General features: G+C 40.8%; 20 protein-coding genes. 7 read left to right on the top strand and 13 right to left on the bottom strand.

Annotation, left to right across the window (positions count from 1 at the left end):
- Window positions 1-39 precede the first annotated feature (39 nt).
- The 4 genes from AC106S_RS10255 to AC106S_RS10240 form a co-directional block, all read right to left on the bottom strand.
- Window positions 40-1,635: a histidine kinase gene (locus AC106S_RS10255; RefSeq protein ID WP_482438974.1), complete on the bottom strand. Its 1,596-nt coding sequence runs from the start codon at window positions 1,633-1,635 to the stop codon at window positions 40-42.
- A gap of 202 nt (window positions 1,636-1,837) precedes the next feature.
- On the bottom strand, window positions 1,838-2,506 hold the full coding sequence (locus tag AC106S_RS10250) for a hypothetical protein (RefSeq protein ID WP_482438973.1): 669 nt from the start codon (window positions 2,504-2,506) through the stop codon (window positions 1,838-1,840).
- A gap of 10 nt (window positions 2,507-2,516) precedes the next feature.
- Window positions 2,517-3,536, bottom strand: coding sequence for an alpha/beta hydrolase (locus tag AC106S_RS10245; RefSeq protein ID WP_482438972.1), 1,020 nt, complete (start codon window positions 3,534-3,536; stop codon window positions 2,517-2,519).
- A gap of 161 nt (window positions 3,537-3,697) precedes the next feature.
- On the bottom strand, window positions 3,698-4,801 hold the full coding sequence (locus AC106S_RS10240) for a helix-turn-helix domain-containing protein (protein ID WP_482438971.1): 1,104 nt from the start codon (window positions 4,799-4,801) through the stop codon (window positions 3,698-3,700).
- A 305-nt stretch (window positions 4,802-5,106) separates the two neighbouring features.
- On the opposite strand from AC106S_RS10240, the gene AC106S_RS10235 reads away from it, so the two are divergent.
- Genes AC106S_RS10235 through AC106S_RS10225 form a run of 3 tightly spaced genes read left to right on the top strand, consistent with a single transcriptional unit; the run spans window position 5,107 to window position 7,135 of the window.
- Window positions 5,107-6,282, top strand: a complete 1,176-nt coding sequence (locus tag AC106S_RS10235) for a thioredoxin family protein (protein ID WP_482438970.1) — start codon at window positions 5,107-5,109, stop codon at window positions 6,280-6,282.
- A gap of 5 nt (window positions 6,283-6,287) precedes the next feature.
- Complete coding sequence (locus tag AC106S_RS10230; RefSeq protein ID WP_482438969.1) at window positions 6,288-6,923, top strand: DUF3575 domain-containing protein; 636 nt, start codon at window positions 6,288-6,290, stop codon at window positions 6,921-6,923.
- Window positions 6,924-6,928: 5 nt separating this feature from the next.
- On the top strand, window positions 6,929-7,135 hold the full coding sequence (locus tag AC106S_RS10225) for a hypothetical protein (protein ID WP_482438968.1): 207 nt from the start codon (window positions 6,929-6,931) through the stop codon (window positions 7,133-7,135).
- Between the two features lie 93 nt (window positions 7,136-7,228).
- Here AC106S_RS10225 and AC106S_RS10220 read toward each other — a convergent pair whose 3' ends face one another.
- Window positions 7,229-8,425, bottom strand: coding sequence for an exo-beta-N-acetylmuramidase NamZ family protein (locus AC106S_RS10220; RefSeq protein WP_482438967.1), 1,197 nt, complete (start codon window positions 8,423-8,425; stop codon window positions 7,229-7,231).
- 4 nt (window positions 8,426-8,429) lie between these two features.
- Here AC106S_RS10220 and AC106S_RS10215 point away from each other — a divergent pair, with 4 nt between their 5' ends.
- Complete coding sequence (locus AC106S_RS10215) at window positions 8,430-9,659, top strand: ABC transporter permease (protein WP_482438966.1); 1,230 nt, start codon at window positions 8,430-8,432, stop codon at window positions 9,657-9,659.
- A 146-nt stretch (window positions 9,660-9,805) separates the two neighbouring features.
- Window positions 9,806-10,789: a PLP-dependent cysteine synthase family protein gene (locus AC106S_RS10210; RefSeq protein WP_482438965.1), complete on the top strand. Its 984-nt coding sequence runs from the start codon at window positions 9,806-9,808 to the stop codon at window positions 10,787-10,789.
- Between the two features lie 81 nt (window positions 10,790-10,870).
- On the opposite strand, the gene AC106S_RS10205 is transcribed toward AC106S_RS10210, so the two are convergent.
- The 3 genes from AC106S_RS10205 to AC106S_RS10195 form a co-directional block, all read right to left on the bottom strand.
- The gene (locus AC106S_RS10205) at window positions 10,871-11,398 is read right to left on the bottom strand and encodes a hypothetical protein (RefSeq protein ID WP_482438964.1); all 528 of its coding nucleotides are present in this window, start codon (window positions 11,396-11,398) and stop codon (window positions 10,871-10,873) included.
- A 351-nt stretch (window positions 11,399-11,749) separates the two neighbouring features.
- Window positions 11,750-12,055: a chaperone modulator CbpM gene (locus AC106S_RS10200; protein WP_482438963.1), complete on the bottom strand. Its 306-nt coding sequence runs from the start codon at window positions 12,053-12,055 to the stop codon at window positions 11,750-11,752.
- 3 nt (window positions 12,056-12,058) lie between these two features.
- Window positions 12,059-12,979: a DnaJ C-terminal domain-containing protein gene (locus AC106S_RS10195; RefSeq protein ID WP_482438962.1), complete on the bottom strand. Its 921-nt coding sequence runs from the start codon at window positions 12,977-12,979 to the stop codon at window positions 12,059-12,061.
- A gap of 93 nt (window positions 12,980-13,072) precedes the next feature.
- On the opposite strand from AC106S_RS10195, the gene AC106S_RS10190 reads away from it, so the two are divergent.
- Entirely contained in the window at window positions 13,073-14,272 is a 1,200-nt protein-coding gene (locus AC106S_RS10190; protein WP_482438961.1) for a dicarboxylate/amino acid:cation symporter, read from the top strand.
- A gap of 26 nt (window positions 14,273-14,298) precedes the next feature.
- Here AC106S_RS10190 and AC106S_RS10185 read toward each other — a convergent pair whose 3' ends face one another.
- From AC106S_RS10185 to AC106S_RS10175, 3 genes are all read right to left on the bottom strand, one after another.
- Entirely contained in the window at window positions 14,299-14,682 is a 384-nt protein-coding gene (locus tag AC106S_RS10185; RefSeq protein WP_482438960.1) for a DUF779 domain-containing protein, read from the bottom strand.
- Between the two features lie 358 nt (window positions 14,683-15,040).
- A complete protein-coding gene (gene adhP, locus AC106S_RS10180) occupies window positions 15,041-16,075 on the bottom strand; it encodes an alcohol dehydrogenase AdhP (RefSeq protein WP_482438959.1) in 1,035 nt (344 codons plus the stop codon).
- Window positions 16,076-16,596: 521 nt separating this feature from the next.
- A complete protein-coding gene (locus AC106S_RS10175) occupies window positions 16,597-18,126 on the bottom strand; it encodes an aldehyde dehydrogenase family protein (RefSeq protein WP_482438958.1) in 1,530 nt (509 codons plus the stop codon).
- Between the two features lie 179 nt (window positions 18,127-18,305).
- Between AC106S_RS10175 and AC106S_RS10170 the strand changes: the two genes are divergently transcribed.
- On the top strand, window positions 18,306-19,247 hold the full coding sequence (locus AC106S_RS10170) for a helix-turn-helix domain-containing protein (protein WP_482438957.1): 942 nt from the start codon (window positions 18,306-18,308) through the stop codon (window positions 19,245-19,247).
- Between the two features lie 114 nt (window positions 19,248-19,361).
- Here the strand turns inward: AC106S_RS10170 and AC106S_RS10165 are convergent, their stop codons facing one another.
- A complete protein-coding gene (locus AC106S_RS10165; RefSeq protein ID WP_482438956.1) occupies window positions 19,362-20,999 on the bottom strand; it encodes a RagB/SusD family nutrient uptake outer membrane protein in 1,638 nt (545 codons plus the stop codon).
- Window positions 21,000-21,011: 12 nt separating this feature from the next.
- Window positions 21,012-23,864, bottom strand: coding sequence for a SusC/RagA family TonB-linked outer membrane protein (locus tag AC106S_RS10160; RefSeq protein ID WP_482438955.1), 2,853 nt, complete (start codon window positions 23,862-23,864; stop codon window positions 21,012-21,014).
- Window positions 23,865-23,988 lie beyond the last annotated feature (124 nt).

Genomic DNA, 23,988 nt, shown 5'->3' with positions numbered 1-23,988 from the left:
GTGAAAGGCAGTTTTTCGGGAGTGAATGGATTTTTATTTTCACTTCATTAAGGGCAAAAAACATACGAAATATTCACCATCAACTGAAATATTAAGAGAATTAACTTTGAAATAATCATAAATTTGAGTCAAATAGTCAATTCCGAACTTCTCTCCTTCCACAGGTTCTGTTTTCGGCTGCCAGGTATTCTTTATAATGACCGCTTCTTCTTCCACGCTAATGATGATTTCCAGAGGATGGTCTATGGTGGCAATATTATGTTTTATAGCATTTTCCGTTACAATCTGAAGGGATAAATACGGGATCTTTTTTTCCAGACTTCCGGGAGCATTCATCTTGATTTCAAAGGTAAGTTCTTCTTCAAACCTGCTTTTCAAAAGCTCCATATACTGCCGGATAAAAATGATTTCCTGTTCAACAGGCACCCTGTTTTCCTTTGGAGGTACGATAAGATACCTGTAAATCCGGGAAAGATTCATGGTGAACTTCTGTGCATTATCCTTATTGATCCCGATCAGCATATACAGGGAATTGAGTGAATTGAAAAGGAAATGCGGATTGATATTGTTTTTCAGCTGACGGAGCTGATTCAAAACTTCCGCTTTGTGCATTTTCTCATTCTCTATCAGCAACAGGTTCTTCTCAGACTGTATTTTTTCTTTTTCCTTATAGGCAATCCTGACAGATCTCTGAAACAGGATGAAAACCGTTACAATAAGAAACAGCGCAGCCAGGAAAATAGAAGTGGTATAGGTTTTTACCCTATAAATATTTTCATCGATGATAAAATTGACATGATTTACCACGGTATATCCTTCAAAATTATCGGTCTTCAGAGGTTTGATGAACCGGGTTACCTCTACTCCCAGATATTCTGAGGCAGCAGTTCCCTGGGTATATCCTGATTTTGCCGTACTGCACAAAGTATCTTTGGGTTGGATATCTGTAAATTCAAAAATATTTTTTCCCAGATATTTCTTTTCGGGATGGGTAATACAGATTCCCTCTTTGGTAAAAACATAGGCATAGGTATTGGAACTTTTATCTACATTTATGAAATACTGGTGGAGATCATCCAGACTTACCGCAGAACCGTAATACAAACTGTTTTTATCGGACAGCGCCAGAGAGTCATAACTGATCCAGTACAGGCTGTCCTTACGGGTGATCAGGAGGTCTTTAAAATGTCCCGGTCTGTTATTTTCTATGGCAATAGAACGGTCTGTATGTGTGGTTTTTCTGAAAATATCAGTTAAAGGACTGTTGGTTTCAGGCTTTCCCGTACTGCTGTTGTCATAGTAGTACCAACTGTATGGCAGCAGGTTTCTTTTCTTGTTCAGATCATTGAGAACGGAGGAATAATCCCTGTAATTTTTCAGCCCGTCTCTCTGGATCAGGGCACGAAGCAGGTATTGGGAATCTTCAATGTTTCTGAATTCGTTTTCTATGGATTCATATTTCCGGACAAAGGTTTTTCTGGCAAAATCTTCGGTATTTTTGCGGCTGTCCCGGGTGATCAGAAAACTGAGAACGCCAAAGGCCGTCACTGCAATAAGACAGGCCGACAATACCGCGATGTAAACAGATTTTTGAGAGAGCGCTTGTTTAAAGTTGATGTTCAATTTCTTCTGCATTGTTATTTTCTCTAAAAGAAATCCGGGTGAAATTTTCCCTTTTCATATCTTTCTTTTACAGATAATTAATTCGTTTGCAAAAATATAACAAAGATTTCAGGACCATAAAGTGAATTAAAAGTATCGTTGATTTTTTTATAGAGAACATAAAAGAACCGCCTTTATCAAGACGGTTCTTTTATGTGAAAATGATAAAAAAGATTTATAATTTATAGGTATATCCAATCTGCACAAAAAACGGAAGCTGAGGTTTGGTTTTAAAATCCTGGGAAACAATACTTCCTCCCCGTAACCAGATCTCCTGATTTCTGAAAGAATACCCACCCTGAATCCCATAATAAAAATTTCCTCCCGTAGACGGTTCATACCATCCGTTTTTTACTTCAGGATATATTTCCTTATAATGTTCGGAATGTTTGAAGTGGGTCACTATGGCTTTATCAAACCCTGCCTCTCCGCCAACAAACCACCGGGGTCTGTAATAACCGATTGCTCCTGCCATATCCAGCCCGAAATTGGCAATGCCCGCATTTTCATTTTCAAATCTCCGGAAAACGCCCTGTACTTTTGCGGATAGCTGGAAGTCTTTTATTTTCAGCCATCGGATATTGGCTCCCGCTTTGGTTTTAAAATCATCAAACAACTGATCTCCGGACGGAACAGAAAGTTCAGTTCCGATAACCACGGGAAATAATTCAGTATTGAGGTGATAGCCATAACCTAATCCGAAAATCACCCCGTATTCGGCTCCGATATTTGCATTCAGGATATGTTTCTCTTTGGTCTTCAGGGCAGACCAGTTGAGTGTCTGTGATTTCACAGAAAAAGCTGTCAGAATTACCAATAATGCTGATATATTATATCTTTTCATGTTTTTATATTTAAAGTCCTCCGATAAGGGTAGTGATTTCCGGTTTCGTCTGGTTGTTCCATGCATTGGAATTGCTGATGATCCCGTCATGTCCCACTCCGGTTATTTTTACCCGGGTTACATGATTGTAGCCTGCAGTAATTTTCTGTGCCCATGAATCGGGATAGGCTTTATTTCTGTCGCTGTAAAAGAATAAAACAGGCCCGTTATAATTCTGCAGACCTTTTGAAAAATCAATTTTGTATTGGTCGCCGCAGTCAAAAAGGGCATCCATGATTACGGCTCCGCTTCTCCAGCTTATACCCGGATCAAAATCCCCTTCGCCGGTAATGCTGTTTTTTGAGGAAAGCATGGACATTTTGTAATCCAGGATCTCATGCTGGTCTTCTTTACCGGAAATAAACTGATCCAGATAGGCGGCATCATTAAGGATCTCACTCCAAAGCTTAAATGACCGGGATTTTTTTACATATTCTTCCACATCATCCCATCGCAGTCCGCCGGGCTCACAAAGAACCAGTGCCTGAATATTCTGAGGATACTTTCCGGCATATCCGGAAGCCAGCATTGCTCCCCACGAATGTCCCAGCAATACGACCTTCTGGGTTGGACTTTTTCGGTAATGGGCGATTACAGCATGCAGTTCATCATACATCAGATCGGCAGCTGCTGCTCCTAAAGAGGTATAAGATTTTTTCGGGAAACGTTGTGAGAGCCCGGAACCGCGCTGGTCATAAAACACCACCCGGTATCCTTTTTCAGCAAGATCTTTACAATTGAGAAGATAACGGTAATCCCCTCCCGGACCTCCGTGAAGCGCCACGATAATGGTTCCGTTCTCCGGACCGAAAGCCTCGGCATGAAGCATGGCTCCGTTTAGTGTTATGGAAGGAAGAGAAGCGTCCTGATCGACTGTTTTAGGTACCAGATTGCCGGGTTCATCAATGGTTTTTCCGTCTGTACAGGAAAATAATAAGATAAGAATGGTAAAAGTTCCGGTGAGAATCTTTCTTTTTCTAAAAGCTGTCATACTTTTGGGGTTAAAAATTATGATGCAAAGATTCATTATTCCCCCCCAACGATTCGCCCCATCAGGAAAGTTGGAACATCAAAATCTGAAAATACAATCAACTGATTATATGAAAGATATGAAAGATGAAACCTATTCCCTGAAAGATGAAACCTCCGGAATCAGCTTTTCTGATATTCACTTGGCGTAACGCCTGTGTATTTTTTGAAATTACGGTTGAAAGATGTTTTGGAATTGAAACCACATTCAAATGCAATGGAAAGTAAGGTATACTGCCTGCTTTCAGGCTGGAAGATCCTGGTCAGGAATTCTTCAATTCTTTTTTCGTTGATCAGTTCATAAAAGTTCTTATTTTCTTTGGAATTGATCACCTGAGAAAGGCTGTTGGGATGTACATTCAGCATTCCCGCCAGCTCATTAAGGGTAAGATTCGGATTGATGAACGGCTTTTCTTCATGCAGGAGATTCATCAGCCTTGTATGTATTTCTTCAGTATTTTCATCTGTAAGCCCTGATTTCCGGTATTTCTTTTCAGGAGATGCTGCTTCCGCTTCTTCTGTAACCGGAAATTCTGCCGCAGTATTTCCCGTAAAGACCAATACAGGCTGATTGAAAACCTGAACCTGTTTTATTCCAAAATATCCCAGCCATACAATAAATACAGCGATCGCCCCATAGATAATATTTGTATTAACGAAAAGAACCAGTCCCCAGATAAGAGCAATCCATATGATAAGATAAAGCAGCCAGTTGAAATTGATCTTTTCCGTATTGGAGAACTGCTGAACCATATTTTTCCTGAACCTGTACAATCTCCAAAAGGAAAGAATCACATACACGATTCCGGAAATATAGATGGAATAAACCCTGAGAAACATTTCAGTTTCAAAGCCTCTTCCCTGGTGTTGGAAGATATTTACCTTCTCACTGAAAGGAGCTGCATAAAAAGGCAAAAACAACAGGTTACACAACAGAAAAGGAACAAAATGGAGCAGGTATTTCAAAGAAAACCGTTGGGCCGAAGTCTGCTTCTGAATATAAAGATATAGAAAGGGACCGTATACCAAAGGTAGCGTGAAACCAAGAAAAACAAGAGTAGGATATTCTGTGTACTGCTTCATAAGCAGAAGATAATGCCCTGTAAGGTTAAGCCCGATTGCAGAAAGCCATGCCGAAAGAATGAAATCCGCTATACTCTTCTCTCTTTTGGTTACCAAAAGAAAAGCCAGGAAAAAAGCTAAAAAAACTCCGGACAGGTAAAGCATATCAGGTCTTTAAGGTTTCCACTCGATAAAACAACACCGCAAAAATAAATATAATTTCAAAACAAAATTTCAGGAGCATCAAATTTCCGTTCAACAGCACAAAATCCCGGACAATATCCCTTATCGGGACGGAAAAAAATAAATTCCGATTACACATTAATATAATAAAACAGGCTTGATATCTGTTTTTCATTAAAAAGCAGAAACAATAGTCTTAAAAATAGTTAATATAGAGTCATGATCTCTCAATTTCGTTACCTATATTTTGGAAATTACCTATCTTCGCCTGTAAATTTTATTTGAAAATGAAGAAACTGATCTCCGGAATATTTGCTTTTTGTTCTGTCATGATTATGGCTCAGGAAGCCATCCAGTTTCAGGAATTACCGTTTAAGGATCTTATAGCCAGGGCCAAGAAAGAGAAAAAACTGGTCTTTATAGATGCTTATGCTTCCTGGTGCGGTCCCTGCAAAATGATGGAGAAGAATGTTTTCACCCAGAAAGCGGTCGGAGCGTATTATAACGCCAATTTCGTGAATGCCAGATTCGATATGGAAAAAGGGGAAGGCAGGGAAATTGCCGCCAAGTTCGGAGTACGTTCCTACCCCACTTACCTTTTCCTAAACGGAGAAGGAGAACTGGTGTCCCAGAATTCCGGCTATATGGAAGAAGGACTTTTCGTAGCTATGGCCCAGGACATTAATTCCCCTTCCAATAAAAAAGGATCTTTAAAAGAACGTTTTGCCAAAGGTGAAAAAGATCCTTCATTTCTGATCAATATTATGAAGCTGAACTCCAGTTCGGATTATGATTTTGCCAAAAAAGCTTCTGAAAGATATTTTGAAAATAAGAAAGCAACAGAAGAGCTTTCCAAAGAGGAAATAGGTTTACTGCTGTATTTCCTGAAATCTACGGAGGACAGCAATTATAAAACATTTTCATCAAGAAAAGCCGATATTGTAAAATATCTTCCCGAAGATACCTATAAAGAATTCGACAGTCAGCTGAAGCTTTCAAAAATCCTTGCACAGTCCATTGATGATAAAAATAAAAAGATCAACGAGGAATTTTTTATGAAATCAGCAGAGCCGCTGGTAGGAAAAGAGCTGGCACAGTCTAAGCTTAACCAGACCAAGCTAAGCTATTATGAGCAGCATGGCAACTACCCTGAATTTGAAAAAGCAGCACTGGACTATTACAAAAACTCTGACGCTTTCGATCCTAATGAGCTTTTAAGGGCTGCATGGGTCTTCAGCGATCATATAAAAACGCCGTCATCATTAAAGAAGGCCACAGAATGGGCTGAAAAATCTGTAATGCGGGGCGAAACCTCTGAAAACACGTATATTCTTGCCAAACTTTATTCTCTGACCGGGAATAAGCAATTGGCGAAAACTTATGCTACCATGTCTAAGAATATAGCCGTTCAGACACAAAAAGACTCTAACCTTGCCGATGAATTACTAAATCAACTAAAATAAAATTAATGATGAAACGAAAATTTTTCGCAGGATTTTTTGCGGTCCTGTCTGTAGGAACACTTACAGCCCAGGAGCAGGAGCAGGAACTGAAACAGGAAAAAAAATTGTATCTGAAAGGCAATGCCCTTCTTGCCCCGATTGGCGTTATTAATGTTGCTGCCGAAAAACAGCTGAGCGAAAAATATACACTTCAGGCAGATGTTCTTGTCTCTCCCTGGAAATCATTTGCAGGGCATGAACTGCAATACTATTCGGTTTCAGTAGAGGGAAGATATTATTTTAATCAGGCTTTCAACCATTGGTACATAGGTGCCAACATTGCTGCATCGGCATTTACCCTGCAGAAATGGAATTACTGGAACAACGACCTGTACGGTAATGAAAGAGGAGAAACTTTCATTAAATCCAATATGTATCAAAAAGGATATTCCCTGATACTCGGTGTCACAGGGGGATATCAGTTTCAGCTGTCCGACCGCTGGAATATGGATATTTACGCCGGTATAGGAACTGCCCAGGATTTCTATAAAGGATATGACCGTGTAAGCGGCAAACGCTATGATATGGCCCAAAAATATAATAAAAGTGGTGAAATTATTCCGTACAGAGGCGGGATCATGATTTCTTACCAGATAAAATAATCTTCATGAAACTGTTCGGAAAAAATCATATTATTATTTCAGTGATTACTTTTGTGATCCTTTTTTTAATGAATTATCTGGGTAATACCCAGCCTGACAAAATGGAAAGAGCCCTGATGACGGCTTTTGCCGGAGTTATAGGATTATCTGTTGGTCTTTTTATCCTGAATAAAGGAAAGAACGACAGCAAACCTCCACAGAATTTTGATTAATTAACAAACACCTGCCGGGACAGGCTTAAAGCCGGGAGCAGAAAGAGGAAAGTTTCAAGGACTTCTTCTTCCGGCTCCCAGGCTCTTAACTTCTTAATCCTGGTATACCACGTATCTGCTACGGATCTTCTCAAATTTTTCCAGATCATTTTTCCACGAAGCTTTGATTTCCTGAATTGATTTTCCGGCTATAATCTGTTTCCTGAATTCATCTGTGCCTGCCAGTTTATCGAAAAACAGGTTTTCGAGAAAGAAGCCTTGCTGTGGATTTTTATAGTTTTTATAGGCTTTCATAAGCCATTCGAGATTCAGTTCTCTAAGATCTTCCGGGTAGTCTGAAAGGTTTTCACCGTAGCATAATTTTCCGTTCAGGAAAGGATCCTTTGCTCCGAAATTAGGTTTTGGAGTAAACTGATAAGGCAGCCCCGGTGTCCACGGTGATCCGTAAACCTGGAACGGCAGATCTGTTCCTCTTCCTGCAGAAACCTGAGTACCTTCAAAAAAACATAAACTTGGGTACAGGTTGATTGATTTATCGTTCGGAAGGTTGGGAGAAGGCTTATCTGAAACAGGATAACGCTGTTTTTTATGATAATTTTTCATTGGGATCAGGGTATATTTTGCCTGAATGCCGTTTTTGAGCCAGTTTTCACCATTCACCATTTTGCCGTACTCTCCTATTGTGAGCCCATATACTACCGGTACTTCATGCATTCCTATAAAGCTTGACCATTTTTTCCTTAAAACAGGCCCGTCTGTATAACCGTCATGTGGATTAGGGCGGTCCAGCACCATGATTTCAACGTTGTTTTCAGCTCCGGCTTCCATCAGATAAGATAACGTAGAAATGTACGTATAAAACCTTACCCCTACATCCTGTATATCAAACACAACGATATCAATTCCTTTCAGCTGTTCCGGCTTGGGCTTTTTATTGTTTCCGTATAAGGAAACAATCGGGATTCCGGTTTTTACATCCACTCCGTTTTTCACTTTCTCCCCGGCATCCGCATCTCCCCGGAAACCATGTTCCGGAGCAAAAATTGTTTTGATTTTTATGTTATTTTTCACCAGAAAATCTACAACATGGGTTCTGTCACTCATCAGTCCGGTCTGGTTAGTCACCACACCTACGGTTTTATTTTTCAGTAGCGGCAGGTAAACCTCAGGCTGATCGGCCCCGGTTTTAAAATCCGTTTGATCTTGGGTCTGAGAATAATATTGGTTGAATACTCCTAAAAAAATTAGGCAAATCAGAAGTAAATTTTTAATTTTGAAATCTAAATTCATAAGCTTGAAATTTCCTTTATATTTCTCTAGAAAAATAGCGTTTTCCAAAGATAACAAAAATAACCTTTCAAGGGTTATCATCTTCATCGGCAGGCTTTCTGTGGCTTTGGGAATCATTGTTTCTTTAATCACCGTAGCTACCGGCTTCGGTTCAAAGAAAGCCATTAAAGAGAGACTGGCAGATTTCAGCGGTCATATTACCCTGCGCTCTACGAGGTCCAATTCATCGTATAACACGTCTATTTTAGATAACCAAGGATTAAATATTCAAAAGATCAGAGAGCTTCCTGATGTGGAAAGTGTTCAGAAATATGCTACGGTTACCGGAATTATGCGGAATGAACACAGCTTTGCCGGGATCATCTTTAAAGGCATCGGTAAGGATTTCGACAGCCTGAGATTTAAAAAATTCCTGGTTGCCGGAACTACACCGACGGTAACGGAAAAGGGCTTCAATAATGATGTTACCATATCTCAAAAAGTAGCGAATGACCTTCACCTTAAAGTTAACGACAGTATTGTAACTGTATTTTCAAAAGCCGACCAGAAGCCTATCTACCGCAAATTCAGAATTACCGGCATCTACAAAACCGATATTAAAATGATTGACGACCAGTTCGTTATCGGCGGAATCAATCATGTAAGGAGAATCCAGGAAATGAAACCTGATGAAGTGGGCGGAATTGATATTTTCCTGAAAAATGTCAACGATATTGATAAAGATTTCCCTGAGGTTGAAAAATTTATCGGCTATAAGAATTATGCAGAAAAAGCAACTGAAAAATACCCTCAGATCAACGACTGGATCAGCATATTTGACACGAATATTGCCCTGATCATCATCATCATGCTGGTGGTGGTAGTTATCAATATCATTATGGTTCTCCTGATCCTGATTATTGAAAGGACCAATTCTATCGGGCTTCTGAAAACACTGGGTGCCAGCAATGCCCAGATCAGAGCTACTTTCATCAATTATACCCTGATCATTATGATCCCAGGACTCCTGTACGGAAATGCCATCGGTCTCGGTCTTATTCTGATCCAGAAATTCTTCGGCATCATTAAGCTTAATCCTGAAAACTATTACGTAAGCACAGTTCCGGTAGATCTTAATCCTATTGCTATCATTTCTATTTCACTGGGAATACTTCTTATTTCCGGACTGGCTCTGATCATTCCAAGCTACCTGATCAGTAAGATCTCTCCGGTGAAAGTGATCAAATATAACTAAGAGTGAAGAGGCAATGGTAATTCCCGGCCCGTCGGGCACTTAATAAATTACTATCCAATTAACGATTCGCTTTTAATAATTCATTTATTCTAAATTGCACGGCTAATTTTTAAAGCCTTATCTTTGCAACCGCTTATAAACCATTTATGAAATACGCAAAAAATATTCTTGAAACGATCGGAAATACTCCTCTTGTACAGCTTAATAAAGTTTTAGGTGAAGATTTTCCGGCTTTAGTTCTGGCAAAAGTTGAAACCTTCAATCCGGGAAATTCTGTAAAGGACAGAATGGCTCTGAAAATGATTGAGGATGCCGAAAAAGACGGCAGATTAAAGCCGGGCGGAACCATCATTGAAGGAACTTCCGGAAATACAGGAATGGGGCTGGCTCTTGCTGCGATCATCAAAGGCTACAAATGTATTTTTGTAACCAACTCCAAGCAGTCCAAAGAAAAATGTGATATTCTCCGCGCGGTAGGAGCAGAAGTAATTGTGTGCCCTACTGATGTAAAACCTACCGATCCGCGTTCTTATTATTCGGTTTCCAAAAGACTGGCTAAGGAGACGGAAAACGGATGGTACGTGAACCAATATGATAATTTATCCAACAGAGCGGCTCACTATGAATCTACCGCTCCTGAAATCTGGGAACAGACAGAAGGTAAACTGACGCATTTTGTAGCAGGAGCCGGAACAGGAGGTACCATTACCGGGTGCGGAACTTTCTTCAAGGAGAAAAATCCTGATATTAAAGTGATTGGTGTGGATACTTACGGATCTATCCTTAAAGAATTCCATGAAACAGGAGAGCTTCACTACGACCATGCCTATACTTATATTACGGAAGGGATCGGGGAAGATATTATTCCCGAGAACTATGATATGTCCGTTATTGATCATTTCGAAAAAGTAACGGATAAGGACGGTGCCATCTATGCGAGAAAACTGGCAAAAGAAGAAGGAATTTTCTGCGGGTATTCTGCCGGAAGTGCGATTGCTTCTCTAATCCAGATGAAAGACCAGTTCACCAAAGACGATGTTATTGTTGTACTTCTTCACGACCACGGTTCAAGATATGTAGGAAAGATCTACAATGATGAGTGGATGAAAGAGATGGGATGGCTGGAATAATAAAAGAATGAATTAAGAAAATACTGATTTTCAAAATTCCCCATACATAAAAAATCAGAGCGGAAATATGCTCTGATTTTTTTATGCTTTGATCTGTTCTTTAAGCGTTTTTTTAAGGAGACTGTAATCTTTTTCGCTCATAGATTTCCTGGGAAACATATAGCTGTATTTGCCTTCGAGGGAAATGAAACGGTCATTGTTTTCAAAATAATCAAAGTCTTTCCATTCGCTGGATTCTTTTTCATCATCAATGGCTACCACAAAAAAATTCTGATCAAACCTGATTTCGTATACGTTGCAGCTTTCAAGTACATTAAGGTATGTATTTACCTGTTTTTTCCATCTTGAAACCTTGTTGATGCTTACCGACAGGAAAACCGCACACAACAGAAAAATAAAACTCAGAAAATATAAAATCCCCTGATTTTCTTTACTGAACTGATCTTTTAAAAGAAAAGCGGCCCCCAGAATCACTGCTGAAGCTATGGTAAAAATGGTTTTACTCTTTGTAGTAGGTGAAAATAACAGGCTTCCCTGGTTCCCGCTGAAGTATATTTCTTCAAAATCCTGTCTTTTAGGCTTTAAAATAATAATCTTTTCTTCATTCATAACGATTCATTGCTCTATTCTGCAAAGCTAAACGAAATAGTCTGAATGCGGAAATTATTTTAACTCCAGTGCAGCATTTGAATCCGGGAGAACTTTTACATTTTAATTTCCACTAAAGTCCGCCTCTATTGAATAAAGTTATTTCTTTTTACCTGAATACAAAGTAAAGGCTGATTATGCAGATCGAGCAGTTTTATGCTTTGGTAAATGGTAATCGTAGATTTTTAAAGACCGGCGTGTGCTTTTATATGGTTGGCATGTTAACTTATTAAAAGTATTAAAAAGTTTTCTGTCTTTTGTCGCTCTTATAAAATTGAAACCATTTAAAATTCAGAAGACAACTCTAATTTTCTACTCTTCTTCCCCGTATTGATCACTGATGGCGGCAAGCTTATTCATCAGTTCCCGGTTCCTGCGTTTCAGGGTATCCAGTTTTTTCAGCATATGATGGATGACTTCCATTCCCGGCAGATTGATTTCGAGGTCGTAGTGCCAGTTGACAAATTTTTCCAGATCAGGAAGATCTTCATACATCAGATAGCTTATATTGTCTTCAATGTGTATGCTTAATAATCCGTAATCTACGAGTTCATCAAAAAAAGTGATCTCTATATTGTATATTCTTACGAGTTCTTCTCGGGATATTCTTTCACTCATGGCTTAGGAATTTTTAAGTTGTTCAAAAAGTTCTTTCTGCTTCTCAGTAAGGTTTACCGGCAGCTTTACTTCGTAAGTTACGAACAGGTCTCCATACTGCCCTTCTTTTTTGTATACGGGAAAGCCTTTGCCTTTTAATCTTACGGTCATTCCGTTCTGGGTTTCCGGTTTTACTTTAAGGCTGACACTTCCACTGAGGGTATTCACTTTTACGTCGCCTCCTAAAACAGCTGTGTACAGATCAATGGCTACTTTGGTTTTCAGATCGTCGCCTGTTCTTTCAAAATCAGGATCTGCCGGAATATTGAATGTGATATAGAGATCACCGTGGGGGCCGCCGTTAAATCCCGGATTTCCGTGGCCTTTCAGCTTGATCTGCTGCCCGTCATATACTCCCGCAGGAATCGTAATCCTTACTTTTTTACCATTGATTTCAAAGGTTTGCGGATGGGTTTGGGCGGCATCCCGTAAATTTAAATTCAGTTCTGCGTGAACATCCTGTCCTTTGAATTTTCCGGAAGCACTTCCGCGTGAGCTTCTTCCAAAGCCTCCGCTGCTGTTTCCGCCAAACATATTCTGGAAGAAATCGGAAAAATCTTCGCCTTCGCCGAAATCAGCACCGGAAAATCCTCCTCCTCCATAATTCTGCTGCTGATACTGCCTTTGCTGCTGCTGCCGGGCCTTTTCATATTCTTCCCCATGTTTCCAGTTTTCGCCGTATTTGTCGTATTTGGCACGGTTTTCAGGATTGCTGAGCACTTCATTGGCTTCGTTCAGTTCCTTGAATTTTCTTTCGGCCTCTTTGTCATCGGGATTAAGGTCAGGATGCAGTTTTCTCGCCAGTTTACGGTAAGCCTTTTTAATGTCATCCTGTGTTGCGCTTTTATCTACGCCCAGAATTTTATAGTAATCTATATAAGCCATAGAAACGATATTTACTCAAATTTATGAAATTTGCCTCTGAAAATTGTATAACAGAATGTTAAAAATAAGCCTATCTTTGATAAAAAGTACTGCATGAAAGAGGTCTTGAAAAACTACTCAGGAATTATACTTTTACTTTTAGGAATTACGGTTGGCAGCATTATAGGGATTACAGCACCCGGTGTTGTGGAATATATTAAGCCGCTGGGAGATATCTTTCTCAATCTTCTTTTTGTGAGTGTGGTTCCTCTGGTATTTTTTGCCGTATCGAACTCTATTGCTTCCCTGGAGCAGCAGTCTAAGTTTGGGAAAATTATTCTCACCATGTCTTTAACGTTTCTGTTCTTTATTCTTACAGCAGCTGTTTTCACCATCTGCGCGGTGTATCTTTTTCCTGTCTCGGGGGTTTCCGGAAGCAGTGAAACCATAACAGAAGCAGCGAATACCGATACGTGGGGGGACCGGATTGTAGGCTTTTTCACAGTGGGCGAATTCACGGCACTTTTTTCCAGACAGAATATGCTGGCACTTCTTATTTTTGCTTTTCTTACAGGGTTTTCTGCCCGGAAAGCAGGTGAAAAGGGAGAGCCTTTCAGGGTATTTATAGCTTCGGGATATGAAGTGATGAAAGAACTTCTTCTGTTGATTATGAAGCTTGCTCCCATAGGTCTGGGCGCTTATTTTGCGTATCAGGTTGCGACATTAGGACCTCAGCTTTTCGGATTTTATGCAAAACCTTTGGGCTTGTACTATATAGCCGGAATTGTTTATTTCTTTTTGTTTTTTACGTTATATGCATTTATGGCAGACGGGCAGAGAGGTATCAAAGGGTTCTGGAGCAATGCCGCTTACCCTACCCTTACGGCTTTAAGTACGTGCAGCAGCTTTGCTACGATGCCTGCCAACCTTCAGGCAGCCTCTAAGATCGGTATTCCTAACTCTATTGCGAATCTTGTGATTCCGATCGGAACCACGCTTCATAAGAACGGCTCTTCGATGTCTTCAATCATCAAGATCTATGTTGCTTTTCTGATTATCGGGAAAGATTTCTTTGATCCTGCCAATCTTCTGCTGGCTTTGGGGATCACTGTATTTGTAAGTATTGTAGCCGGTGGTATTCCGAACGGAGGGTACATCGGGGAAATGCTGATGATTTCGGTGTATAAGCTGCCCCAGGAAGCTATTCCTGCCGTGATGATCATAGGAACGCTGGTAGATCCTTTGGCTACGGTTCTTAATGCTGTGGGAGATGTGGTTGCAGCCATGTTTGTAAACCGGTTTGTGAAGACCTGATCTTTCAGCCACAGATTAATCATTGCTTATTCGCTGCGCTTTACCGGCTCCAGATTTCCGTATTCTTCCGGAGTGAACAGCTGGTAATGTACTTTAAAAGTCTTACCTAGAGGGGTTTCCAGTGAAAATCCTCCCGGACCGAACCCATCGGTTACATCAAGGGTAAAATGGGAATATTTCCAGTATTCAAAGAGGTCCCGGTCTATCCAGAATTCATGACCGTTGACCGTTCCTATCATGGCATCATTCATTCTGGGAAAGAATCCTCCTTTTTCAAAACACTGCGGCTGAGTTCCTTCACAGCATCCTCCTGCCTGATAAAACATTAATGCCCCATATTTTGTTTCCAGTTCGCGGATTACCTCAAGGGCTTTTTTTGTAGCGGATAGTCTGGATATTTTTGTTTCCATAGCTGCTTTTCTTAGTTAATTCAGGTTTTTCCGTAGTTGGATAAGCGCTGAGACGCTATTTTTTATTTTTTGAATGTTTTAAAAAGGCGTAAGGATTTCATCGGAGATGAAATGTGATACAGCCTTAAAAAATTGAGATTTCTTTTATTTAGAGCTATTCTTAACTTTAAATTGTGTTGATTTTTTTATATTAAGAATCTGTTTAAAATCAGGGAACAATTGCTACTAAAAGTATCTTCTTTTGCGGATCCGGCAGATTGAGCAGATTTTTTTAATCAAGCTGATCAATTTTAATCTTTCACTACAACTTTTTAACAGAAAAACCCGGCTATTTGATACCGGGTCCATTAGCTCATCTTTAATTTGAACCGGCTATATCTAAAACGATTCTTCCGTCTATCTGTCCTTTTTTCATCTTATCAAATACGTCATTGATGTCTTCCAGTTTTGCAGAGGTCACGGTAGCTTTTACAAGGCCTTCATTGGCGAAATCCAGTGCTTCCTGAAGGTCTTTTCTTGTTCCTACAATAGAACCTCTTACGGTAATTCTTTTTAAAACAGTTTCAAAGATCGGAAGTTCAAAAGAACCGGGAGGCAGGCCGTTGAGGGCAATGGTTCCTTTTCTTCTCAGTACGTCTATTCCCTGTTTGAAGGCAATCGGAGAAACCGCTGTAATCAATGCACCGTGCATACCTCCAACTTCTTTGTGAAGATATTCTCCGGGATCTGTGGTTTTTGCATTGACCACCAAATCTGCTCCTAATTTTTTAGCCAGTTCAAGTTTATCATCTGCTACATCAATTGCCGCTACGTGCATTCCCATTGCTTTGGCGTACTGAACGGCTACATGTCCCAATCCTCCGATTCCCGAGATGGCGACCCATTCACCGGGCCTGGTTTCGGTTTCTTTCAATCCTTTATAAACGGTAACTCCTGCACATAAAATCGGGGCTATTTCTAAAAAGTTGACATCGGATTTTAAATGTCCCACATATCTGGAATCTGCAATCACATATTCCGCAAAACCTCCGTCTACACTGTAACCTCCGTTTTTCTGGGCTTCACAGAGGGTTTCCCAGCCTGTAATACAGTAATCGCAGCATCCGCACGCACTGTACAGCCACGGAACTCCTACGGCATCTCCTTCTTTTACCTGTGCTTCGGGTCCGCAGGCTACCACAATTCCTACGCCTTCATGTCCGGGAATCAGGGGCATTTTGGGTTTTGCCGGCCAGTCTCCGTCTACTGCATGCAGATCGGTATGGCAGACTCCGCAGGCTATTACTTTTACGAGTACTTCATATCTTCCGGGTTCTCTTACCGGAACTTCTTCGATTTTAAGGGGTTGCCCGTAGCCCTGAACTACGGCGGCTTTCATTGTTTTTGGAATCATATGGGTTGAAGTTTTTTTTATTAGTAAAGGGTTAATGGTAAATTTCCTGACTGATTTATCATTCACGGATAATGAACAGACAGAGATTTTTTATTAATCACAAAGCAATACAAAGGTGAATAATAACAGTATATTTTTAAGATAAACAAGGCCGCTCCGCTTATTTTTGAAATACAAAGATTCTGTACTATCTGATAAGTTTACGTCTTATTGATCCATGTACTGCACAGGTATTCTTTGTTAAGTGCCTGCAGGAATATATTTGAAATTTTTATTTATTCCCCAATTTCTGTATCCGGTTTATTTCATAATGTTTTTGTTCAGCCAGAGGTTCTGACTTTTCTTCTCATCCAAAATTTCCGGATAAGGATAACGTTTGTCTGCGTGAGGGATGGGAAGGGCGGCGAGGAACGAGCCGGTGCGGAATGAAATGGAGCACCGAAACGAAGTGAAGCCCTGGAACAGCCCGACCGTTTTGCCCCGGCTCCGCCGGGGCAAACGGGCACGCCCTAATATTAAAATTAAAAGAAACCTAATTTGTTTTTGTTGTAGGAAATCAGCATATTCTTGGTCTGACGGTAGTGATCCAGCATCATTTTGTGGTTTTCACGGCCAATCCCGGACTGCTTATATCCTCCGAACGGAGCGCCTGCCGGATAGGAATGGTACTGGTTTACCCAAACTCTCCCTGCCTGGATCTGACGCGGAATATTATACAGCTGATGGGCATCTCTCGTCCACACTCCCGCTCCCAGTCCATATATGGTATCGTTGGCAATTTTTACAGCTTCCTCTTCGTCTTTGAAAGTCGTAAAGGCCAGTACCGGACCGAAGATCTCCTCCTGGAAAATTCTCATCCTGTTGTTGCCTTTGAAAATCGTCGGCTGGATATAAAATCCGTCTTCCAGACCTTCTCCTGCATTATTAACGTCTCCCCCTACAAGAACTTCCGCTCCTTCTTCTTTTCCCAGCTGAATGTAGGAAAGAATCTTATCTTTCTGAATCTGCGAAGCCTGAGCCCCCATCATTACCGTTTTATCCAGCGGGTTTCCGATCTTGATGGCTTTTACTCTTTCGATGACCCTTTCAATAAAGGCATCTGCAATGTCTTCCTGAACCAGGAGTCTTGACGGGCACGTACAGATCTCTCCCTGATTAAGGGCAAAAAGAACTGCGCCTTCAATTGCTTTATCCAGGAATTCATCGTCCGCATCCATTACGGAATTAAAGAAAACATTCGGAGACTTTCCACCCAGTTCCAGGGTAACAGGAATGATATTTTCCGTTGCGTACTGCATCACCAGGCGTCCTGTGGCCGTAGATCCGGTGAATGCCGCTTTTGATACTTTAGGATTGGTAACAAGCGCTCTTCCGAGTTCTGCCCCGAAACCGTTAACGATATTCACCACTCCTGCGGGAAGAAGATCTCCAATGATTTCCATTAAAACCAAAATAGAAACCGGGGTGCTTTCTGCGGGTTTCAGCACCACGCAGTTTCCTGCCGCCAATGCCGGTGCCAGCTTCCATATGGCCATCAGAATCGGGAAATTCCACGGAATGATCTGTGCGATAACGCCCAGCGGTTCGTGAACGATAAGTGACACGGTATCTTTGTCCAGTTCGTTGTGGGAGCCTTCTTCTGCGCGGATCACGGAAGCGAAGTATCTGAAATGGTCTATGGCTAAAGGTAAATCTGCCGCCAGTGTTTCTCTTACTGCTTTTCCGTTATCGATGGTTTCCACCACAGCAAGATACTGGAGGTTCTGCTCCATTCTGTCTGCAATTTTGTTCAGGATGATACTTCTTTCCGTGGATGATGTATTTTTCCATGTCTGGAATGCTTTATCGGCAGCATTTACTGCCAGCTCAAGATCTTCTTTTGAGGAATGGGCCACCTGGGTAAAGCTTTTGCCGTCTACCGGAGAAACCACATCAAAATACTGTCCGTTTACCGGTGGAGTAAATTTTCCGTCAATATAATTATCGTATCTGTTTTTGAATTCAGGCCACTGAAATGCGGTCTCTGATCTCGGTTCTGTCATTGTGCTCATATTAGTATTGTTTTTAATTTTTGTAATGCCAAATTACATCTCAACGGAAAAAAGATATAGCACAATCGTACAAAAACACTTCAAAATAGTGCAGGACCTCAATTTTATAATTTTATTAACAACAACACTGTGCTAAAATTTCTATATTTGAGTGAGTCCGATCCTTAAAATGTTTAGAAATGTACAGCAATAATAAATTTTTATTAAATACTCCTGAATTAAAGAATGAAAACAAGCTGACCAGTCTTGTGGAAAACCAGACCAAATTCAGTCTAAACAACTGTGAGTTCAGTATATATGAAACACATAAAGCGGCTTTCGGTGTTAAACTTCATTTTGAAAATATTGCTTTTACAGCGATGCTGAGAGGCAAAAAGCACATGAAGCTGGATCGCAAAACGAATTACTTTGATTATTTTCCGGGGGAAAGCATCCTGGTTGCTCCGGGCGAAACGATGGTGATTGATTTCCCTGATGCGGATGAATCTCCTACACAGTGTATTTCACTGAGCCTTAATCCTGACTTTATCGAAGACTCCCTCAATTATTTTAATTACAGTCTGCCCAAAGCGGATGAAACTTCCCAATGGAATATTCAGCTGGATGAATATTTTCTTTTTAATAATAAATCCCTGGCTTCTGCCACCAACAATATTATGAGGATTGCAATGGACGACAATTCCCAAAAGGATATTATGGCCGATCTTGCGCTGAAAGAACTTCTGATCAGGCTGATGCAGACCCAGGCCAGAAGTATGGTAGAAAAAAATGTGGCCAAGAATAAATCCAGAATAGGTTTTGCGGTAGACTATATCAGGAAAAACCTTCATCAGAAGCTTTCTATTGAAAGTATTGCCAAACTTGCCTACGTGAGCAAATCGAATTTTTTCAGGATGTTTAAGGATGAGCTGGGTACTTCTCCCAATGATTTTATTCTGCAGGAAAGGATCAGCAAGGCCAAAGAATTACTTTCGAACCAGAACAGTATTAAAGAAACTGCTTACCAAACCGGATTTTCGGATACGAACTATTTTACAAGGGTATTTAAACAGCTGGTAGGTATTACTCCCAAAAATTTTCAGGACGGGATACTGTACTCCGATCAGTATTTACAGGATTAACGGTTAATAAAAAAGCCGCCTCAATAATCATTGAGACAGCTTTTAAAATTAAAATAATTAAAATCCGTTTAGTTTTAACTGTGTCTCCCTTAAAAGAGGTAGTCCAGCTGATGACTAATACCCGTCATTCTGCTGCACGTTAGGGTTTGCAGAGATTTCTTTGATCGGAATAGGTAAAGTATACCTGTCATCGCCATTAGCAAGATTCTTCACAGGTACGATGTCATCCGTAGGGTGTCTGTCCATGCTTACGCCTGCCTGTACGGCAAGTCTTTTCAGATCAAGGTAACGGTGCCCTTCCAGTGCAAGTTCAATTCTGCGTTCTTTCAGAATATCGGCATAGGCTGCCTGCACACTTGAATAGTTTGGAGTAACCGCCTGCCCAAGATAGTTTCTTGCCTCTCTTACTTTCTGAATATGATCATGAGCTGCAGAAAGGTTTCCTGCTGCTGCTTCAGCTTCAGCTAAAATGAAATACATTTCTGACAGTCTGAATACCTTGATATCGTTTCTGATAGGTGTACTTGTTTTACCCGGATATTTATCGATCACCAATGCATCGTTTCTGGTCGTTCCTGCTACTGCGGTCTCATAGTTGATGTTTTCTTTTGATGAAGGATCTACATAAGCATATTTTCTTATATCTCCGGGAATTGCCTGGAAGAGATTATACAGATTTCTTCCCCAGAACCACATCGGAGAACCATTGATCACGGACTGATTGGTATTCCATCTTGATCCGATACTCTGTCCGGCACCCAGCGGTAACCTGTTTAACGAGAAGATAATTTCTCCCCTGTCAAAATCATTCCAAAGATTTCTGTATGGATTAAAGGAGGAGGCAACATTATAAAATTTCGCTTTCCATTCTTTAGAATTTATTGTAAGATCCTGGCCGAAAGTCGGACTTGCAGGATCATCATCTAAAGTTGTAGACGGGGAAGCCTTCGTAAGTGATAATTTTGAGTTGGTAATAACATCATCGGCATATTGTTTAGCCAGAGCCATATTTCCTCTGTACAGGTTAAAACGGGCTGTAAGAGCATTGACGAATCCTCTGTCTACCGAATATCTTGCTATTTTGTTAGAGGCAACTGAATACCCCAATATATTTCTTGCATAATCAAGATCGGCATTAATGAAGTCATATACCTCCTGGTTGGTAGATCTTGGCAACTGGGCTTCATTCACAGGAACATCTTTCAGAATAATTACTCCTAAAGCATCAGTTTTCTTCATATTCATAGAAAAATAGGCTTCCAGCTGTACATAGCAATAGGCTCTGATTGCTCTTGCCTGCGCAAGAATTGAATTATAGAGCTTCTTTTCGTCATCATTGGCAGGAGTAACTCTCTTTGCTCCTTCAAGCAACCTGTTAATTCTGTTAATTACTCTGTAATTATTCAGCCAGATTCCGTCACTTGCTACGGTGCTTACTGTTCCTCCGGTTACCACAGGGCTTGCTGCATCAAGGAAGTGTCTGTGCAGTGAATATTCCTGTCCTCCGCTTCCGGAGCCTGGTTTTACTTCATCGGTAAATACGGCTGTAAAATAAATCTCATCAATCGGATCCAGCTGGGCATATACGGAACCATTTAAAACTTCATTCAGATTGGCAACGCTTGTATAGACCTCAAAGTCCTGCAGTTCTCCGGGCTGTCTGATATCAAGCGCATCCTGACAGCTGCTTAATGTAAATGCTGCGGATGATAAGGCAACAGCAACGTATATTGTATTTATAACTCTTTTCATAATTCTTCTATATTAAAAATCAACATTTAAACCTACCGATACGGTTTTAGGGTTAGGATAAACATTCAGTGAGTAGGAAGTAATCGGCTCCGGATCAAATCCTTTCCATTTCGTCCAGGTATAAAGGTTTTCCGCCTGAACAAATACTTTAATCCCTTTTACCGGTAGTTTACCTAACTGGCTTTTGGTAAAGCTGTATCCTACTGAAATATTCTTAAGTCTTATAAAGTCTGATCTGTGTAAAAATCTGTCTGAAGATCCTAAGCTTAGGTTGGTTGCTCTCAGTGCAGGCACATCGGTATCTCTGTTTTGAGGTGTCCATGCATTTAACAGATCTGCTGAAAGGTTTCTGTTGGCTGCGGCACTAGGATCAAATACCCAGGACTGCAGGTTATCAAAGATCCATCCTCCCTGTTGGAAAGAGAATAACGTATCGAAATACCAGCCTTTGTGCTGGAAATTAAATCCGAAACCTCCTGTAAATTTGGCATATCTGGATTTTCCGGTAAGTCTTCGGTCTGCAGAAGTAGGAGCCTCGGTAATATTTCCGTTCTTATCAAGGAACTGTAAGTTTCCATTGTCAGGATTTACTCCAACGTACGGATATAGCTGATACTGACCTGCCGGCCCTCCTATGGCATTTACTACATCTCCGGCAAGGTTTTCACTGCCCATTGAAACGATTTTGTTGGAGTTGTAAGCTGCATTTGCGAAAACAGACAGCTTTGTAGTTTCAGTTCTGATCGCGTTATATCTGATTAACCCTTCAATTCCCTTATTATCAAGAACCCCGTCATTTCCTCTGATCGCATAGGTACCGGTAACGGATGATTTCTGAAGATCGTTGAACATTCTGGATGTTCTTTTCTGATAATAATCAAAACTTCCCTCAATCAATCCTTTATAATTGTAATCAATCCCTATGTTGGTCTGTTTTACCTGTTCCCATCTTAAATAAGGGTTGGAAAGGTTAACGAAATTATATCCCAGCATATTCTGATATCCTGAAAAGCCGTTGTACAGTTCAAGGAAGTTATTAGGAAGCAAAACCAACGGATTGGAATTATCTGAAGCGATTCCCAGGTTCTGGTTACCCGTAGTACCGATTGAAGCTCTTAATTTAAGCAATCTGAACCCGGAATTGGCCATGAAATCTTCTTTATTGATGTTCCATCTTGCTGCCACAGACCAGAAGGTTTCCCATCTGTTGGTAGGAAGGAAACGGTAAGACCCGTCTCTTCTCACAACTCCACTTACCCCGTACTTGTCTTTATAATCGTAATCCACAGTTCCAAAATAAGCCAGGGTTCCACCTGTTATTTTTGATGCTCTTGCCTGAGGATTATAAAGTCCCGGCGTATCCGGATTAAACGGAATATATCCTGTTCCTGCACCAAACTCCCATTGTAGCGGATTCAGTCCATTCTGTCTCTGAATGGTTGTATTCACGTGCGCTTTGATATAGTCCATATAGGCTCCGGCGCTGATGGTATGGTCTCCAAAAGATTTGTTGAATGTAATATTGGTAATACTGTTGAATGTTAAATCTCTTGTCGTTGTAAACTCCTCATGCCCTCCGTACTGAGCTCCGTCTCCATTGGCAACACTTATGGAAAGGTAACCCAGCGGAGATCTTGCAAAAATTCTTTCGTACTGTTTGTATTCGATACCTGTTCTGTTTCCTACACTCAGGTAATCTGTAAGTTTATAATTAACGTTGGCATTAGCAGAGATGCTGATCTCTGTAAATCTGTTTCTGATCCCGCCATTGATATTATCCTGAAGGATCCACTGTCTGTTGTTGGCTGCGTCTCCCTTGATGGCATTAAATAATTCAAGGCCATTTGCGTAAGGGGAAGGCCCGATGTACGGTCTGGAAAGAATTCCCCCGAACAGAGGATTCTGAAGGGTATTATTGGCAATTCCTGTGTTTGTTTCATCATCCAGCTGGTTTCTTCTGGAATATCCAAGACCGATGATGGAACCGAAAGTTAATCTTCCGTCCTTAGATTTACCGTTAAGATTATTTCTCATCGTAAACCTCTTGAAATCAGTAGACTTCACTGTTCCCTCACTGTCCAGATAGCCTAATGAAAGGAAGTTGTTGATATTTTCACCTCCTCCAGTAATAGACAGGTTATGCTGCTGGGACATGCCGATACGGGTAAACTGTTTGTTCCAGTCTGTATTCACTCCCCAATTATCGATCTGATCCTGCGTCATAGAACCACCCTGGCCCGTCAGCAGTCCTTTCTGAATCTGCAGCAGCTGTCGCCCATTGGCCATATTGTAATCAGCCTCAGGTAATTTGCTGAATGAGGTTAATGCATCATAAGAAACCTTTAATCCTGAGTTGAATTTCCCTCCTTTTGTTGTAATCACAACCACTCCGTTTGCGGCTCTGTTTCCATAGATTGCTGTTGCCTGGGCATCTTTCAGGATACTGAATGTTTCAATATCATAAGAGTTCAGGTTTCTGAACTGAGAGCCTGAAGTAATCACTCCATCCACAACATATAGCGGATCCGTAGATCCGTTCAGAGAACTTGCTCCTCTGATCAGGATATTGAATTTTCCTGAGCCGGGAGAACCGGAAGCTGAGTTTACTACAATTCCCGGTGCTGTACCCTGAATTGAGTTCAATACGGAGATGTTGGGTCTGTTTTCCAGAGTTTCAGCACCTACTGTTACCGAAGATGTTGTCGTTTTAGCTTTTGTGGCAGTCTTGCTGTATCCCAAAACAACTACTTCCTCAATCTTGTTTTCCTTGTCTTTGTTGTCCTTCGGCTCTTTTTGCTGAGCCAGTACAGCCTGCCCTGTAAAAAACAGGACACCCGCTGTCAAAACGCGTAATTTCACATTCATATTAACAAATTTTAATATATTGAAGTGACAAATATGTTAATAAAAATTATGAACATCAATTTATTAAACGGCCAAAACCCGCATCAATAAAGGGAAAATCCATAACGATCTTTCAGAAATGATA

Source organism: Chryseobacterium sp. FR054 (assembly GCF_056844565.1).
The sequence above is the reverse complement of the archived record's forward strand: the minus strand, read 5'-3'. Positions and strand labels throughout refer to the sequence as shown.

Bases quoted from the DNA above. Each gene is read 5' to 3' on its own strand.
- AC106S_RS10160 (WP_482438955.1), bottom strand. From the start codon at position 23,864: ATGAATGTGAAATTACGCGTTTTGACAGCGGGTGTCCTGTTTTTTACA.
- AC106S_RS10195 (WP_482438962.1), bottom strand. From the start codon at position 12,979: ATGGCTTATATAGATTACTATAAAATTCTGGGCGTAGATAAAAGCGCA.
- AC106S_RS10185 (WP_482438960.1), bottom strand. From the start codon at position 14,682: ATGGAAACAAAAATATCCAGACTATCCGCTACAAAAAAAGCCCTTGAG.
- adhP (WP_482438959.1), bottom strand. From the start codon at position 16,075: ATGATTCCAAAAACAATGAAAGCCGCCGTAGTTCAGGGCTACGGGCAA.
- AC106S_RS10165 (WP_482438956.1), bottom strand. From the start codon at position 20,999: ATGAAAAGAGTTATAAATACAATATACGTTGCTGTTGCCTTATCATCC.
- AC106S_RS10250 (WP_482438973.1), bottom strand. From the start codon at position 2,506: ATGAAAAGATATAATATATCAGCATTATTGGTAATTCTGACAGCTTTT.
- AC106S_RS10225 (WP_482438968.1), top strand. From the start codon at position 6,929: ATGAAACTGTTCGGAAAAAATCATATTATTATTTCAGTGATTACTTTT.
- AC106S_RS10245 (WP_482438972.1), bottom strand. From the start codon at position 3,536: ATGACAGCTTTTAGAAAAAGAAAGATTCTCACCGGAACTTTTACCATT.
- AC106S_RS10170 (WP_482438957.1), top strand. From the start codon at position 18,306: ATGTACAGCAATAATAAATTTTTATTAAATACTCCTGAATTAAAGAAT.
- AC106S_RS10255 (WP_482438974.1), bottom strand. From the start codon at position 1,635: ATGCAGAAGAAATTGAACATCAACTTTAAACAAGCGCTCTCTCAAAAA.
- AC106S_RS10230 (WP_482438969.1), top strand. From the start codon at position 6,288: ATGATGAAACGAAAATTTTTCGCAGGATTTTTTGCGGTCCTGTCTGTA.
- AC106S_RS10210 (WP_482438965.1), top strand. From the start codon at position 9,806: ATGAAATACGCAAAAAATATTCTTGAAACGATCGGAAATACTCCTCTT.
- AC106S_RS10240 (WP_482438971.1), bottom strand. From the start codon at position 4,801: ATGCTTTACCTGTCCGGAGTTTTTTTAGCTTTTTTCCTGGCTTTTCTT.
- AC106S_RS10190 (WP_482438961.1), top strand. From the start codon at position 13,073: ATGAAAGAGGTCTTGAAAAACTACTCAGGAATTATACTTTTACTTTTA.
- AC106S_RS10175 (WP_482438958.1), bottom strand. From the start codon at position 18,126: ATGAGCACAATGACAGAACCGAGATCAGAGACCGCATTTCAGTGGCCT.
- AC106S_RS10235 (WP_482438970.1), top strand. From the start codon at position 5,107: ATGAAGAAACTGATCTCCGGAATATTTGCTTTTTGTTCTGTCATGATT.
- AC106S_RS10205 (WP_482438964.1), bottom strand. From the start codon at position 11,398: ATGAATGAAGAAAAGATTATTATTTTAAAGCCTAAAAGACAGGATTTT.
- AC106S_RS10220 (WP_482438967.1), bottom strand. From the start codon at position 8,425: ATGAATTTAGATTTCAAAATTAAAAATTTACTTCTGATTTGCCTAATT.
- AC106S_RS10200 (WP_482438963.1), bottom strand. From the start codon at position 12,055: ATGAGTGAAAGAATATCCCGAGAAGAACTCGTAAGAATATACAATATA.